Here is a 14,569-nt window from a genome sequence, read left to right on the forward strand (position 1 = left end):
TAAGTCTGCTTATTTGTTATTGGCAACATAAAAACTAGAATCAATCTGTGCCGTCAGCTTTTGGCTTGAACTGCTTGTCGCTAATACGGAATTTAGCGCGGCGATCGCCCATCAGAGCACGTAAGTCTTTGATGCTTAAATCGCTGATTTCGTGCATACGGATTAGCAATGATGCGCCAACAGGCAAACGACGGTGACGGATTTTACTAATGACCGGCGGAGCAACTTCTAATGCACGCGACAACGCTGCATCATTTTTCAAATGCAATTGTTTAATCAGTGTATCTAAAAGATTGTTTGGATCGTAATCAATCTCGTCTGACTCAAGTTCTAAAAGGTTAGTCATAATCGTCCTATCTGTTGTTTATTAAATTTGTTGACAAAATCTGCATTTCCAATTTTCTGTTAACAATTGGGTAATATTATATATTGTTTTTACAATATATTGATCAGCTAAAAGGAAAACAATTGCTAAAACATCTTGCTCTTCTATTTTTCAGCGGCAATTAAATATGATTTCAATAATAAGGTAGGAGATTTTATTTATAAATGCAAACTTTTATGTGCATTATTTTTTACGCAGAGCATTATTTTTTAGTTTCTTTGGCGCAATCTCTGTTAACTATTATAACTAAATAAAATTTAATTTCCACCAACTTCATTTCTTTTTAGAAATTTATTTTAATAAATAAATCTCCATGACGGTAAAGCAACATAAATGATGTAATTTGGCAACAATTATTTTTATGAACACGTTCCTTTTAAACTTCTCACGTGGCAAACCGCTTTTCCTAGCTCAATTACTGACATTGCGTAAAAGTAACTACGGTTGTATTTAGTTATAGCAAAGAAATTTTGTGTCGCCAACCAATATTCCGTAGGATTTTCACCATTTTGTAAATCAATTAAGCCGTAGAGCAAATCTGGCGGAGTAACTTTGTCGCTGGGCTGGGCTACTTCAGCCAATTGGGCGAGCGTATACGTCGCGTTTAATTCCTTCGCCAGCATTGCATCTGGGTTGCCATTAACGATGGTGGCGGGGTATGCGAAAGGCTGACCGCTCACCCAGCCATGTTGCGATAAGAAGTTGGCGACGCTGCCGATTGCATCTTCGGGCGATTTGCGTAGATCAATCTTGCCGTCCCCGACAAAATCAACGCCATATTGCCGAATACTGGACGGCATAAATTGCGGCCAGCCAATTGCGCCGGCGTATGAACCTGTCAGCGTAAATGGGTCGATGCCGGATTCACGTGCTAACAGTAAGCTTTGCTCCAATTCTCCGCGGAAGTACGCCATGCGACTTTCTCTAGTTGGCGTGTCGGGATAACCGAATCCGAGCGTACTTAATACATCGATGACGCGGAAAGTACCGACTTGTTTTCCATAAATAGTCTCAATGCCGATAATGCCGACGATGATCTGCGCTGGGACGCCATAGAGTTTTTCGGCGCGCACTAATTCAGCTTGGTATTTGTTCCAAAATTCGACACCGGCCTTGATGCGGCGCGGTTCAATAAATCGAGCGCGATAGACTTGCCAATTTTTGGGCTTGGTGATCGGGGCAGGTTTGATTAGTTGAATGGCTTTGTCACTAAACTTCACTTGGCTAAAAATCTGCTCCAGCTCAACGCGCGCAAAGCCATGGCGCGTGACCATGTAGTCGATGAACTCGTTGACTTCTTTGGAACGTTGAAAGTCAACTGCTTCGACTTCGGATTCAATGACCACTGGTTTGGCATCTTGCGCATGGACAGCCGAATTGATTAGCCCGGCGCACAGAAAACAGAGCGCGATTTTGCCGCAGGCTAGGATGAAACGGGAACGATGTTGAGTTGCATGCATAAGCGTAATAAATTTTTCAGTGATTGGTATTGCTCCGAATTGTAACCCTTACCGTATTTGCATCGGCTATATAAGGCTAAAAATGTATTGATCTCCTGAGAATGGTGCAACGCCTTTGATAAACGCTGGGCATAATCTAGCGCACCTTCATTCGGTAGTCTCGGATAGCCTTGATTTTCCATGCGCTTGCAAAAGCGCAGGTAAAGTTTATCCAAATCGCTAACGGGTTCTTTTTTATTGAGTAGTAATAAGGACAGAATGGCGACCACAAAACTCGCCGCAATCATCATCGCCACACCGATGTCGGCGGCTTGGAGATTCTGAATTCCAGTAATCGATGACAGCAGATTTTTTTGCTTGTCGAGGTTGTAATTGAGCGCCCATAAATTCCATGCGCTGTTAACGGCATCCCAGCGCGAGCGCAATTGTTGACCGAGGTTGGTAATCCAATTTTGACGCTCAAGCCCTAAAAAATTACCAATGCCACGGTTCGGAAAACTGCTGGCAATTCCTCGTTCAACGCGGCTCGGTGCAACGGCTGCGGTTGGATCAACGCGTATCCATCCTTGTTGATCAATCCAAATTTCTGCCCACGCGTGTGCGTCGGCTTGGCGCACGGTTAGTAGCCCGTCGACCGAGTTGGTTTCGCCACCTTGATAGCCTGTCACGACCCGCGCCGGTATATGCATGGCGCGCATAATGACAACGAAAGCGCTGGCGTAATGTTCGCAAAATCCAGCTTGCGTTCCAAACATGAAATCGTCGATTTGATTCACCCCCAAAGGTGGCGGCGATAAGGTATACCGGAACGGTTGTTCGTGGAAAAAGCTCAATACTCGATTCGTGAGTTCAATCGGATTATTTGATGCTTGGCGCAATTGTTGGGCCCAGTTGAGCGTCATCGGGTTGAAGCCAATCGGCAGTGGAAGGGACTTTTCTTGCGCTTCTAGTCGCTCTAACTTTGACACTGGCCGTGGGTTATTTTTAGCTAATGGAACGATTAAATCACTGGTGATCGTGTACCGAATACGTTCTTGAATAGGTGCTCCAGCGCGCATTTCTCCGTGCTGCGTGACAAAACTTCGTAGCTCATTTCCAGCCGTGGAGTTTGTCACCTCGATTGGACGATCTAAACCGAATAACCAAGTTTGATCGTGCGGCTCCATGATGATTTCTTGCGAGAGTAGGGCGCCAGTCGCGGGAGCGCTGTCCACGGTAGGAGCACTTTTGGCATCGGTAGTCCAGCGCCGACCATCGAATTTGTCTAACACAACCGCACGCCAATACAACTGGGATGGTGCGGGTTTTATACCGTTAAATTTAACCCGAAACGCGATTTGATCCGACAGCGCCAAATCGGCCACATTGCCCATTTCCATGCTATCCGATAAGCCTGTGGTAGCGTTCGAGCCGCCGGGCTTGCCCCATAGCGGTGATTGAATTCGGGGGAATAGTAAAAAGAAGATCAGTGCTAACGGAATCGCTAACCCAATCACTTTAAATCCACTAAAAAAACGGGTTAAAAAACGTGGCGCCATTTGCTGGTATTGCAGCGCTAGTTGGGTGCTGACTAATACGCTAATGCAAACCAATAAATAGATCGCGCTGAGCAGACTTTGTGAATACAGTAGCTGACCAATGAGTAAAAAATAGCAGACAAAAACGACCGCCATGCCATCGCGGCGCGCATGCATTTCGAGCATTTTTAAACAAGCCAAAATCACTAAAAAGGCAATGCCCGCGTCTTTGCCTAACCATGTGTGAAAGTGCAAATAGACGCCGCCAACCAATACGGCGGTAATTAAAGTCAGCAGCCATTTCGCTGGCTGAGCCTGGCCTTGCAGCGTAATCCAGACACGCCACGCAACAACTAATGCAGCGCTTAAATTTAACCATAAGGGATTGTGTTCCGCGAATGGCAGCAGGACTAAAACGCATGAAAAAACTAATAGCAGCGTGTCGCATTTATCGCGCGGTAAATCGTTCAGGCGATGCATAAAACTGGGAGTTGATGCGGCCATCATGATTGATGTGCTCCCAAAGGTGTATTTTGCAGATTGGATAAACCATACAATGCTAATGTTTTCAGGCAGGCTTGCTGGTGATCGTCGCCCGAATTTTGCGCCAGATGAGTGTGTTCGATTTTTAGCGAGTAACGCACTTGGTCTTGTTCGGCTTTGATAATCCACGCGCACAAGCGCGAAAGTTTTTCTTCAACACCTAAATGATTGGGCAGCGCGGCGAAATCAAGGACGCAAACCTGCCGCTCGCCACCTTCAAAATTCTTGCTTAATAAAACCTGATTATCGTCGCTGCTTTGTCGTGCCATTTGACGCCAAGCTAATTGTTTTAATGAGTCGCCCGCTTGGTAATTGCGCACGCCACTAAATTCTTCTTGCCCTGCTATATGCTCAATGCCGCTGCCGCCGTCGCTCGCGTAGGGCAGTGGTGGAGGATGTTTTTCCGGCGAAGGGTAAATCAAAATTTGTTGTGCGGTTTGCCAATAAGACCACGCCGTTAATAAACCAAACGGAAAAGTCGTCTCGATCCGAATTCGAGGACACGTCATCCAGCCACGCTGCAAGGCTTTGCTCGCTAACGATAAATTATGGTTACTGTTCGGTGCGACATCGAAAAATTGCATGGCGCTGTTAGTAAAGCCGATCTGGATGGCATAGCGAAATCGTTTGGTGTAATTGGCGACGTGAATATTAAAGTGCGCCAATTCACCCGCAAAAACCGAATTACTGGGCGATGCGCTTAACCCGAGTCCGGATAAATTTCGATAGGTAAAGTTAATGCCCAACCAGCCGCTGCTGACCAAAATAAAATTCAGAGCATAACCGAGGCTGAGGCTGTAATTAATCGAGGAAATAAAGATCGTCAGCAAAAGAGCTGCGTACACAAAGCCGGTTTTATTGGGCAAGGTATAAATACGGCGACGATCTAAAATCAGTTCTGTTTTACTGGGCGCTGGATGCTGCCAAAAACTGATTTTACGTTTGATTAGTGTCCACATTAGCTTCAACACTAAACGGCGACTTGTTGAAGTAGTTTAGCCAGTAATACCTGGCTTGATAAAGTATTGCCCGAGGTCGACGCCAAAGGATGTAGCCGATGCGCTGCCACTGGAATAAATACCGCCTGCACATCTTCAGGAATCACATGATCGCGCCCCTCAAGTGCAGCCCAAGCGCGGGCGGCTTGCAGCAGAGCTAATCCAGCGCGGGGACTTAAGCCGGTATTGAATAATCCATTGCGACGCGTTTCTTGCAACAGCTTTTGCAAATAATCCAGTAGCGACGGGGAGCAATGAATTTGTTTGATCGCTTTTTGGGCTTCGATTAATTCACTCACTTGCATCACCGTTGGCAAGGTTTGCAGCATCTGGCGACGATCATTGCCCATCAATAATGCGCGTTCGGCGGCGGCATCGGGATAGCCTAACGAGATGCACATTAAGAAGCGATCGAGTTGAGATTCAGGTAAGGGAAAAGTGCCCACTTGGTTTAACGGATTCTGGGTTGCCAATACAAAAAAAGGATGGGGCAGGGGATAAGTTTTACCTTCAGCAGTGACTTGACGCTCTTCCATTGCCTCTAACAAAGCGGACTGGGTTTTTGGCGTGGCGCGGTTAATTTCGTCGGCTAGTACAACTTGTGAAAAAACGGGGCCGGGGTGAAATACAAATGCGTTTTTCTCGCGCTCGTAAATCGAAATCCCAATCACGTCCGCGGGCATTAAGTCGCTCGTGAACTGCAAGCGGTTCATTTTTAAGCCCAAGGTGATGGCTAAAGCATGGGCTAGTGTGGTTTTACCGACGCCGGGTATGTCCTCGATCAATAAATGTCCGCCGGCTAACAGGCATACTAAAGCCTGTCTGATTTGACGCGGTTTGCCGACGATTACGTTATTGAGTTGTTCTGCTGCGTTATGTAGCTTAGAAAACATAGAAGCGCCTTATCGGTTGAATTTGGCACATTTTATGCGAAAATCATTCTTTACTTCATCACGATCTCTATAAAGCGAGCTTTTCATGACCACAGCGATATATACCCATCCCGCTTGTAAGCTGCATGAAATGGGCTGTGATCATCCCGAGTCGCCCGAACGCTTGATCGCTATTGAAGATCATTTGATTGCCAGCCGGATTGATGATTTGCTCACGCACTGTGTTGCGCCACTCGCCTCAGAAGAACAATTAGCCTCAGTGCACACGCCCGAAGTGGTTAGTCGGATTAAAGACCTCACACCGCAACAAGGCTATTACCCGCTGGATGGCGATACCTTGCTCAATCCGTCGAGTTGGACCGCTGCGCGCGCTTCGGCGGGTGCCGCTATTGGTGCGACTAGCGCCGTCTTGGGTGGTGAAATTGAAAACGCGTTTTGCAGTATTCGCCCACCCGGACACCACGCCACGCCTGACGAAGCGATGGGATTTTGCTTATTCAATAACGTTGCGCTGGCGGCTAAATACGCCTTGGATGTGCACGGACTTGAGCGCGTAGCGATTGTGGATTTTGATGTGCATCATGGCAACGGCACCGAAGAAGTGTTTAAGAGCGATCCCCGCGTGCTTATGGTGAGTTTTTTTCAGCATCCGTGTTATCCCTATTCGGGTCTCGATCATCCTGCTCCCAATATGCACAATTTGCCCGTTCCAGCGTACACGGATGGCGCTCTAGTGCGCGCTCTGGTGGAGCAGCATTGGCTTCCCGCCTTGCATGCACATCAGCCGCAGATGATTTTTATTTCGGCAGGATTCGACGCGCACCGCGAAGACGCGATCGGGCAGATGCGTTTGGTGGAGGCCGATTACGCCTGGATGACGTCGCAAATCATGTCGATTGCCAAACAATATTCCAAAGGGCGGATTGTGAGTTGCTTGGAGGGCGGATATAGCCCGTCAGCGTTAGGACGCAGTGTCGTCGCGCATGTCAAAGTACTGGCTGGCTTGGATTGATGTGACTAAATTTAACTAAATTGCCAACAAAATTGCGTTACAAATAAAGTGCTTCTCGTTATTATTCGCACATATTGGTTTAGTAGAATGCTGGCTTTCTATATTGGAAATCTACTAATTTTTAAGGAGAAATGCATGTCCTACCTGAACACCAAAGAACGTTACGGCACCTTGTCGATTGCATTGCACTGGCTGATGGTGCTGTTGTTTATTGGCGTATATGCGGCCATTGAGTTCTCAGATTCGTTCCCTAAGGGAAGCGAGACACGTGGGCTACTGAAAAGCTTGCATTTCTCGTTTGGTATGAGCATCTTGATTTTAGTTTGGCTGCGATTAATTGCTCGCTTGATTGCCCCGACTCCAGATATCGTTCCCGCGATTCCGGCTTGGCAGCATATGTTATCTAAGCTAATTCACCTCGTTTTGTATATTTTTATGATCGCCATGCCATTTGCAGGTTATATCGGTCGGATGCTGGCGGGTAAAGTGACGTATTTATTTGGAATTGCTCTGCCAGTTTTCTTGGACGTGAATAAAGACTTGGCAGAAAATATTTTTGACGTGCACGAAACCATCGGCAATATCGGCTACTTCTTGATCGGCTTGCATGTGGTCGCTGCATTATTTCATCACTACTTTATGCGCGACAACACGCTAACCCGGATGTTGCCTAAACGCGCATGAACTCTAGGTCGTATTAATCAACGTTTTAGCTAGGTACGAATGCAAATGCCCCTTGGATTAGCCGCAGGGGCATTTTTTATGCTCAGTCAAATTCTCGCCGTAGTTCAATTTGTCGTCAGAAAGTAGCCATAACGTTAATTTTGATGCAAAAAAGTCTTTAAAAATGCCGATTTTGCTGGCATTTTCCCGTCAAAAAATCAAACAACAGCCGCGATTTGACGATAAATCCGTACAATAGCGGTTTGATTTTTGCCAGTAAAGAAACGCATGTCCATACAATGGTTCCCCGGTCACATGAACGCCGCCCGCAAAAAAGCGGCGGAAACCATGGAGAACACCGATCTCGTCATCGAAGTCCTTGATGCGCGGATACCGCAAGCCAGTTGCAACCCGATGGTTGAGCAGTTGCGCAATTTTCGCCAACGCCCTTGCTTAAAAATTCTCAACAAAAGTGATTTAGCTGACCCAGAAGCAACCGCCGCTTGGTTAGCGTTTTATAACGCGCAAAAAGGCGTTAAGGCAGTCGCACTGAGCTGCAAAAAACCGTCTGACGTGAACAAAATTACCGGCTATTGCCAAGCCTTAGCGCCGCATCGTGGCGTGCCGACCAAGCCGTTACGCATGATGATTATGGGAATTCCCAACGTCGGTAAATCGACGATGATGAACGCCTTGCTGAAAAAACGTGTTGCACCGGTGGGCGATGAACCAGCCGTCACCAAAGTACAGCAACGTTTGTATCTCGGCAAAAACATGATTTTGACCGACACGCCCGGTATGCTGTGGCCCAAAATCGCCCACCCGACTGACGGCTTAATGTTGGCTGCCAGCCATGCGGTTGGTGTGAATGCCTTGATCGAAGAAGAAGTCGCTACATTTTTGGCTGATATGTTGTTGCAACGTTATCCGCAGTTTTTGCAAAACCGGTACAGCATTAATGCGGAAGGTATCGACGCGGTGAGCGTGATCGAAGGCGTCGCCAAAAAGCGCGGTTATCGTCTTAAAGGCGGTGAATGGGATTTTGAGAAAGCTGCACACACTCTATTGCTTGATTACCGCAGCGGCGCATTGGGTCGCGTAAGTTTAGAGACGCCACAAAGCCGCGAGATTTTATTGGCGAATTACGTGCCTCCGGTGTTGCTTGGTCAGGGTAAAGTGACCGATACCGAAGTCGGTGAGCAGGGCAAAGATACGATTTTTACAGATTCTGGTCGCGATTAATTAGCCGTTTCGTCGCATTTGTTGGCTCTATAAAGTGCCGATAAATTCGCGTAAAATGGCGCAAAAATTTCAACGAATGGTGGGGAATAATGAGTATTAAATCAGATGCATGGATACGCCGCATGGCGCAAGAAACCAAGATGATTGAGCCGTTTGAACCGGGGCAAGTACGTGTTGAAGGCGGCAATAAAATCGTTAGTTATGGCACCTCTTCCTACGGTTACGATATTCGCTGCGCCGATGAATTTAAAATTTTTACCAATATTAATAGCACCATTGTTGACCCGAAAAACTTCGATGAAAAATCATTCGTCGATTTTAAAGGTGACGTTTGCATCATTCCACCAAACTCGTTTGCCTTAGCACGCACGGTTGAATATTTCCGCATTCCGCGCAATGTGCTCACCATTTGCTTAGGTAAATCAACTTACGCACGCTGCGGCATTATTGTTAATGTGACGCCGTTTGAGCCAGAGTGGGAAGGTTATGTCACCTTAGAGTTTTCCAACACGACGCCATTGCCAGCGAAGATTTATGCTGGTGAAGGTTGCGCGCAAGTGCTGTTTTTTGAGAGCGATGAAGTGTGCGAAATGTCCTATAAAGACCGCAACGGTAAATATCAAGGACAAGTTGGCGTGACATTGCCTAAGGCTTAATCTAAGTCATTTCTGCTTAACTAGAAGGCGTTAAAAAATAAAAAACCAACCGATACAATCCGGTTGGTTTTTTTATTTCAACAGACCAATCTCAAGCGAGAGAAAATTAAGCCAAGCTCAATGTAACGTCGATATTGCCGCGTGTGGCGTTGGAATATGGGCAAACTTCGTGCGCTTTGTCGATTAAGGTTTGCGCTGCCGCTTTATCTAAGCCTGGCACGTTCACCAATAAATCGACTGCTAAACCAAAACCACCTTTATCGTTCGGACCAATTCCTACGGTCGCCGAGACCGTCGCATCTGCGGGTACGGCGATTTTCAATTGGGTCGATACAAACTTCATCGCGGATAAAAAACATGCGGAATAACCCGCCGCAAATAATTGTTCTGGATTGGTTCCTGCGCCGCCCGCGCCGCCTAATTCTTTTGGTGTGCTCAACTGCACGTCTAAATGTTGATCGCTGCTGGTAGCGCGGCCTTCGCGACCGCCGGTTGCTGTTGCTTTTGCTGTGTAAATGATCGCCATGTTAGTTCTCCTTGAAAGAAGACGGAAATCCCCGTCAGTGAAAACATTGTAGCTAGCAATTAAATTGTACGCAATTTAAATTTTTAAATTAACTCGATTAGGAAAAACTATTTATTGGTATTAATGCATGAAATAAGGATGAAACGAATTGAGTGAGATCAGTTTGTCGCGAGATGGGCGTGCAAAGCACCCCGAACATCATTGAGTTGGCTACGCAGGTTGAGCAGCGCTTCGGGTTGCAAACCGCTGGCGCACATGATTTGCAGTGGTATTTCTAGCGCTTTGGATTTTAATTCTTGCCCGATTGGTGTGAGAGAAATCGTCACCTGGCGTTCATCTTCCATACTGCGTTGGCGCGTGATGAAGCCAGCCGCTTCGATCCGTTTGAGTAGCGGAGTGAGCGTGCCAGAGTCGAGAAATAGCTTTTCGCCGATTTGATTAACCGACAAACCGTCTTCTTGCCAAAGTACTAGCATCACCAAGTACTGCGGGTAGGTCAGGCCAATTTTTGCGAGCAAAGGCTTGTACATTTTTGTCATCGCCAGCGACGTTGAGTACAGGGCGAAGCAAAACTGATTATCAAGGGCGAGCGGGTCAAAAGGCTTGTTGGACATGATGATTTTGTTAAAAAAGCGTTAAATTGTGTCGAGATGAATTCATTATCGTGGCTACGCATGGGATAATCAACCACCACAAAATAGGAACGGAATAATGCGTCAGTATTGGCTACTTTTGATCACCGCGTACAGCTTATTTTTTGCGCAGCCAAGCTTGGCGCAAGAATTACCCGCCAATGTTATCCAAGCCTTACAAAAATCCAAAGTACCGTTAAATGCCGTTGGTGTGTATGTTCAAGAAGTTGGTCCATCCAGCGCCGCTGCGCAAGCAGTGCTGACTTGGCAGGCCGATCAAGCGATGCAACCCGCCTCCACAATGAAGCTGGTGACGACTTACGCAGCACTGGATATGTTGGGAGCTGCCTACCGTTGGAAAACGTCCGTGTGGATGACCGGTCAGCTCGATGGTGAGGTATTGCGTGGCGACTTGATCGTGCGTGGCGGGGGCGATCCGCGCTTAGTTCTTGAAAATTTTTGGTTGTTATTGCGTCAAATTCGCGCGCAAGGAATTCGTGAAATTCAGGGAAATTTGATTCTGGATTCATCGTGGATGGAGCCGCAATATTTTGATGCTGCCGCGTTTGATGGCGATCCAACTCGCCCTTACAATGTTGGCCCCGATGCATTGCTGGTCAATTTTAATGCACTCAATTTGCAATTGCAGAAAACCGAGCAAGGTTTGCAGGTGACGACCTTAACGCCGCTGGCGCTGCAAACAACGGTGAGCGTCAAGTTGACCAAAGGCGCCTGCGGTACTTGGCGCGATAAACTCACGCCGAGCTTTAGTCTGGTGCAGCAGAAAGTAAATCTGACCTTAACAGGCACGTATCCAACTAGCTGCGGCACGCAAACATGGTTGTTGCAACCTTATCCGTTGTCGCATGCTGATTACGTAGGGGCCTTATTTCGCCAATTGTGGAGCGAACTTGGGGGTCAGTTTAATGGCGAAACTGTGTCGGGCGTGGTTCCACCGAACGCTGGATTAGTCACCGAAATGGCGTCGGCTCCGCTGCCTGATATTTTGCGTGACATGAATAAATACAGTAACAACGTGATGTCGCGTTTGGTGATGTTGACGATCGATAAGGAAGCCAATCAAGCACCGGCAAACGCGACTCGCGCTGCGCAAATTGTTCAAGCGTGGATGAATCGCAATGGAATTAGCACCACTGGTTTGTTGCTCGAAAATGGCAGTGGTTTATCGCGTGTTGAACGCATCAGCGCCGCGCAAATGGGGCAGATCTTGCATCATGCTTTTGACTCTGCGGTGATGCCAGAATTGATGTCGTCATTACCGGTGTTGGGCTTGGACGGCACGATGAAAAAGCGCGCCATCAATCAAGCTGTGGCTGGTCACGCGCATATTAAAAGTGGCAGCTTAGAAGGTGTGCGGGCGATAGCCGGTTATGTGTTGGCAGCGTCCGGTAAGCGATATGTCGTGGTGTGTCTCATCAATCATAAAAATGCCGAACAAGGCAGCGTAGCGCAGGATGAATTGCTAGAGTGGGTATTTGAGCATGGTTAGGCGCTTTGAAGCTGACTTAGAAATAATGGATATAGCATGAAGATTGATAGCATTTTGTGGGATAACGACGGTGTGCTTGTGGACACCGAACGACTATTTTATTTGGCTAATCAGCAGTTGTTTTCTGAGTTTGATATTACGCTGACTGAACAACAGTTTTTCGATTGGTTCTTGGTTAAAAATATCGGCGCGTGGCATTTGTTGGAGCATCATTCGGCGCAAGAAATAGCGCAGTTAAGAGCGCGTCGAGATCGTATCTACACTAACTTATTACACGCTAGCGCAGGACTTGCGATGACCGGTATGCAAGAGGTCGTTGAGCAATTAGCAGCGCAGCGTCCGATGGGAGTTGTCACTTCAGCGCGCAAAGAACATTTTGATTTGATTCATGCGCGTTTGGATTTTGTGCGGCATTTTCAATTTGTGCTAACTGATGAAGATTACAGTGCAAGTAAGCCTTCACCAGAGCCCTATTTGTTAGGTGCGAAGACCATGCGCACGCCAGTTGAAAATTGCTTAGTCGTCGAAGATTCGCCGCGCGGATTGCAAGCGTCACGCGCTGCAGGAATGCCGTGTATCGTTTTACGCCATCCAATAATGGCAAATTACGCCTTTGATGGCGCATACCGAGTAGTCGATTCGGTGCAAGAGTTAGAGCACGAAATCAATAAATTACTGTAATTATTTTTAAAAAAAAGGATATTCATGTCGACCTCACACCCAATTATCCAAAGCGGAATTCTTCAAGCTATTCCAGCGCACGCTAATTTCTTGTCGTTTAATTTAAAACCAAACGCCGATTACGCCACAGCACTCAATAAATTAGTGGCTTTGGTCGATGGCGATAAAGTCGTGTTGGGTATCGGCGCTAGTTTAGTAACTGCATTGAATAAGGAAATCGCTGGATTGCGTGATTTTCCTGTTTTCGACAAAGCCAAAGTCGCTCTGCCGGTCAACAAAGCAGCACTGTGGATTTGGTTGCGCGAAGAGCAGCGCGGCGCATTGGTGAAGCAATCGCAGCGCGTGATCAATGCGATTGGCGATGCGTTTGAATTAGAGCAAAGCATCGATGGGTTTAAATTTGATACCGGGCGCGATTTGACCGGCTATGAAGACGGCACCGAAAACCCGCAAGACCAAGCGGCGGTTGAAGCGGCCATCGTAGATCATCACGGCGCGGGTTTGGACGGCGGCAGCTTTGTCGCAGTTCAGCAATGGCTGCACCACTGGCATAAATTTTACGCGATGAGCACCGATCAACAGGATAATGCGATTGGGCGTCGAATCAGCGACAACGAAGAACTTGACGATGCTCCCGAATCTGCGCATGTTAAACGCACAGCGCAAGAAAGCTTTGACCCCGAAGCCTTTGTAGTACGTCGCTCCATGCCTTGGTCACAGGGTGAGAAATCAGGTTTTTATTTTGTGGCTTTTGGTCGCACGCTGGATGCATTTGAAGCCCAACTAAAACGCATGTCGGGCGCGGAAGACGGTATCGCGGATGCGTTATTCAAATTTAGCCAGCCGCAAACGGGTAGCTATTTTTGGTGCCCGCCTATGCGCGCTGGGCAGATCGATTTGTCGCGCATTTTGGCGTGAAATGCCGATTTGATTTTTCAATAAAAACTGATTTTAGCGAATCGGTTTTCGTATTTTAAACAGAACATAACTAGCACTGCGATGACTTCCGTGACTACTACCTATATCTCAAAACTCAATCAAGCTTGGTCCAACAATAACTCGCTGTTGTGCGTCGGATTAGATCCTGATTTAGCCAAATTGCCAGCGCAATTTCAAACGAGCCCGAATGGCATTTTTGACTTTTGCCGCGCCATTATTGATGCCACTGCCGATTTGGCCTGTTCATTTAAGCCACAAATTGCGTATTTTTCGGCGCTACGAGCTGAACCGCAATTAGAGCAAATCTGCGCCTACTTACGTGATAATTATCCGCATCTGCCAATTATTCTCGACGCCAAACGTGGCGACATTGGCGCCACAGCCGAGCAATACGCGCGCGAGGCATTTGAGCGCTACGGCGCCGATGCCGTGACGGTGAATCCTTACATGGGTTTCGACTCGGTCGCGCCGTATTTAGAGTGGAAGGACAAAGGCTGCATCGTGTTATGCCGCACCTCGAATGCCGGCGGTTCAGACCTACAATTTTTACAGGTAAATGGACGCCCGCTGTATCAGCATGTAGCCGATCTGGTTGCCAATAAATGGAATAGCAATGGCCAATGCAGTTTGGTGGTCGGTGCCACTTTCCCCGAAGAGATTAAACAAGTACGCCATATCGTGGGCCAGATGCCGCTGTTGGTGCCGGGTATTGGTGCACAGGGTGGCGATATCGCGGCGACGGTAGCCGCCGGTAAAACGGCAAATGGTGGAATGATGATTAACTCGTCGCGCGCGATATTGTTTGCAAAAACTGCTGAAGGTGAAGATTTTGCGCAAGCGGCGCGTCGGGTGGCTCAGCAAACTCGTGATGAGATTAATTTGTATCGTTAGTCGATACGGCGCCGTGCTTAG

At 47.4% G+C, this 14,569-nt stretch carries 15 protein-coding genes; 8 read left to right on the forward strand and 7 right to left on the reverse strand.

What is annotated here, in order from left to right; genetic code table 11:
- Positions 1-40 precede the first annotated feature (40 nt).
- From E2I14_RS00850 to E2I14_RS00870, 5 genes are all read right to left on the reverse strand, one after another.
- Positions 41-346, reverse strand: a complete 306-nt coding sequence (locus E2I14_RS00850) for a hypothetical protein (RefSeq protein ID WP_133324492.1) — start codon at positions 344-346, stop codon at positions 41-43.
- A 398-nt stretch (positions 347-744) separates the two neighbouring features.
- Positions 745-1,845, reverse strand: a complete 1,101-nt coding sequence (mltB, locus tag E2I14_RS00855) for a lytic murein transglycosylase B (RefSeq protein ID WP_133324494.1) — start codon at positions 1,843-1,845, stop codon at positions 745-747.
- A complete protein-coding gene (locus tag E2I14_RS00860; RefSeq protein WP_133324496.1) occupies positions 1,809-3,869 on the reverse strand; it encodes a transglutaminase TgpA family protein in 2,061 nt (686 codons plus the stop codon). Before E2I14_RS00860 ends, mltB begins: the two co-directional genes overlap by 37 nt.
- Complete coding sequence (locus E2I14_RS00865; protein ID WP_133324498.1) at positions 3,866-4,864, reverse strand: DUF58 domain-containing protein; 999 nt, start codon at positions 4,862-4,864, stop codon at positions 3,866-3,868. The genes E2I14_RS00860 and E2I14_RS00865 overlap by 4 nt, the downstream gene beginning before the upstream one ends.
- An 11-nt stretch (positions 4,865-4,875) precedes the next feature.
- Positions 4,876-5,796 (reverse strand): AAA family ATPase, encoded by a 921-nt coding sequence (locus E2I14_RS00870; RefSeq protein WP_133324500.1) that lies wholly within the window; start codon positions 5,794-5,796, stop codon positions 4,876-4,878.
- Between the two features lie 85 nt (positions 5,797-5,881).
- On the opposite strand from E2I14_RS00870, the gene E2I14_RS00875 reads away from it, so the two are divergent.
- From E2I14_RS00875 to dcd, 4 genes are all read left to right on the forward strand, one after another.
- Positions 5,882-6,808: a histone deacetylase family protein gene (locus E2I14_RS00875; RefSeq protein ID WP_133324502.1), complete on the forward strand. Its 927-nt coding sequence runs from the start codon at positions 5,882-5,884 to the stop codon at positions 6,806-6,808.
- Between the two features lie 135 nt (positions 6,809-6,943).
- Positions 6,944-7,492, forward strand: coding sequence for a cytochrome b (locus E2I14_RS00880; RefSeq protein ID WP_133324504.1), 549 nt, complete (start codon positions 6,944-6,946; stop codon positions 7,490-7,492).
- 267 nt (positions 7,493-7,759) lie between these two features.
- Entirely contained in the window at positions 7,760-8,713 is a 954-nt protein-coding gene (gene ylqF / locus E2I14_RS00885) for a ribosome biogenesis GTPase YlqF (protein ID WP_133324506.1), read from the forward strand.
- A gap of 89 nt (positions 8,714-8,802) precedes the next feature.
- Complete coding sequence (gene dcd, locus E2I14_RS00890; protein WP_133324508.1) at positions 8,803-9,369, forward strand: dCTP deaminase; 567 nt, start codon at positions 8,803-8,805, stop codon at positions 9,367-9,369.
- Between the two features lie 106 nt (positions 9,370-9,475).
- Here dcd and E2I14_RS00895 read toward each other — a convergent pair whose 3' ends face one another.
- Positions 9,476-9,895, reverse strand: a complete 420-nt coding sequence (locus tag E2I14_RS00895; RefSeq protein WP_133324510.1) for an organic hydroperoxide resistance protein — start codon at positions 9,893-9,895, stop codon at positions 9,476-9,478.
- A 158-nt stretch (positions 9,896-10,053) separates the two neighbouring features.
- A complete protein-coding gene (locus E2I14_RS00900) occupies positions 10,054-10,509 on the reverse strand; it encodes a MarR family winged helix-turn-helix transcriptional regulator (protein ID WP_133324512.1) in 456 nt (151 codons plus the stop codon).
- Between the two features lie 97 nt (positions 10,510-10,606).
- Between E2I14_RS00900 and dacB the strand changes: the two genes are divergently transcribed.
- The 4 genes from dacB (at position 10,607) to pyrF (ending at position 14,548) form a co-directional block, all read left to right on the forward strand.
- Complete coding sequence (dacB, locus tag E2I14_RS00905; protein ID WP_133324514.1) at positions 10,607-12,037, forward strand: D-alanyl-D-alanine carboxypeptidase/D-alanyl-D-alanine endopeptidase; 1,431 nt, start codon at positions 10,607-10,609, stop codon at positions 12,035-12,037.
- Positions 12,038-12,073: 36 nt separating this feature from the next.
- Positions 12,074-12,718 (forward strand): HAD family hydrolase, encoded by a 645-nt coding sequence (locus tag E2I14_RS00910; RefSeq protein ID WP_133324516.1) that lies wholly within the window; start codon positions 12,074-12,076, stop codon positions 12,716-12,718.
- Positions 12,719-12,742: 24 nt separating this feature from the next.
- Positions 12,743-13,636, forward strand: coding sequence for a Dyp-type peroxidase (locus E2I14_RS00915; RefSeq protein ID WP_133324518.1), 894 nt, complete (start codon positions 12,743-12,745; stop codon positions 13,634-13,636).
- Between the two features lie 81 nt (positions 13,637-13,717).
- On the forward strand, positions 13,718-14,548 hold the full coding sequence (gene pyrF, locus E2I14_RS00920) for an orotidine-5'-phosphate decarboxylase (protein WP_133324521.1): 831 nt from the start codon (positions 13,718-13,720) through the stop codon (positions 14,546-14,548).
- Positions 14,549-14,569 lie beyond the last annotated feature (21 nt).

Source organism: Sapientia aquatica, from assembly GCF_004358105.1.
Taxonomy (GTDB): Bacteria; Pseudomonadota; Gammaproteobacteria; order Burkholderiales; family Burkholderiaceae_D; genus Solimicrobium; species Solimicrobium aquaticum.

Excerpts from the sequence above, each read along its gene's own strand:
- E2I14_RS00850 (WP_133324492.1), bottom strand. The coding sequence starts at position 346 with ATGACTAACCTTTTAGAACTTGAGTCAGACGAGATTGATTACGATCCA.
- mltB (WP_133324494.1), bottom strand. The coding sequence starts at position 1,845 with ATGCATGCAACTCAACATCGTTCCCGTTTCATCCTAGCCTGCGGCAAA.
- E2I14_RS00860 (WP_133324496.1), bottom strand. The coding sequence starts at position 3,869 with ATGATGGCCGCATCAACTCCCAGTTTTATGCATCGCCTGAACGATTTA.
- E2I14_RS00865 (WP_133324498.1), bottom strand. The coding sequence starts at position 4,864 with ATGTGGACACTAATCAAACGTAAAATCAGTTTTTGGCAGCATCCAGCG.
- E2I14_RS00870 (WP_133324500.1), bottom strand. The coding sequence starts at position 5,796 with ATGTTTTCTAAGCTACATAACGCAGCAGAACAACTCAATAACGTAATC.
- E2I14_RS00875 (WP_133324502.1), top strand. The coding sequence starts at position 5,882 with ATGACCACAGCGATATATACCCATCCCGCTTGTAAGCTGCATGAAATG.
- E2I14_RS00880 (WP_133324504.1), top strand. The coding sequence starts at position 6,944 with ATGTCCTACCTGAACACCAAAGAACGTTACGGCACCTTGTCGATTGCA.
- ylqF (WP_133324506.1), top strand. The coding sequence starts at position 7,760 with ATGTCCATACAATGGTTCCCCGGTCACATGAACGCCGCCCGCAAAAAA.
- dcd (WP_133324508.1), top strand. The coding sequence starts at position 8,803 with ATGAGTATTAAATCAGATGCATGGATACGCCGCATGGCGCAAGAAACC.
- E2I14_RS00895 (WP_133324510.1), bottom strand. The coding sequence starts at position 9,895 with ATGGCGATCATTTACACAGCAAAAGCAACAGCAACCGGCGGTCGCGAA.
- E2I14_RS00900 (WP_133324512.1), bottom strand. The coding sequence starts at position 10,509 with ATGTCCAACAAGCCTTTTGACCCGCTCGCCCTTGATAATCAGTTTTGC.
- dacB (WP_133324514.1), top strand. The coding sequence starts at position 10,607 with ATGCGTCAGTATTGGCTACTTTTGATCACCGCGTACAGCTTATTTTTT.
- E2I14_RS00910 (WP_133324516.1), top strand. The coding sequence starts at position 12,074 with ATGAAGATTGATAGCATTTTGTGGGATAACGACGGTGTGCTTGTGGAC.
- E2I14_RS00915 (WP_133324518.1), top strand. The coding sequence starts at position 12,743 with ATGTCGACCTCACACCCAATTATCCAAAGCGGAATTCTTCAAGCTATT.
- pyrF (WP_133324521.1), top strand. The coding sequence starts at position 13,718 with ATGACTTCCGTGACTACTACCTATATCTCAAAACTCAATCAAGCTTGG.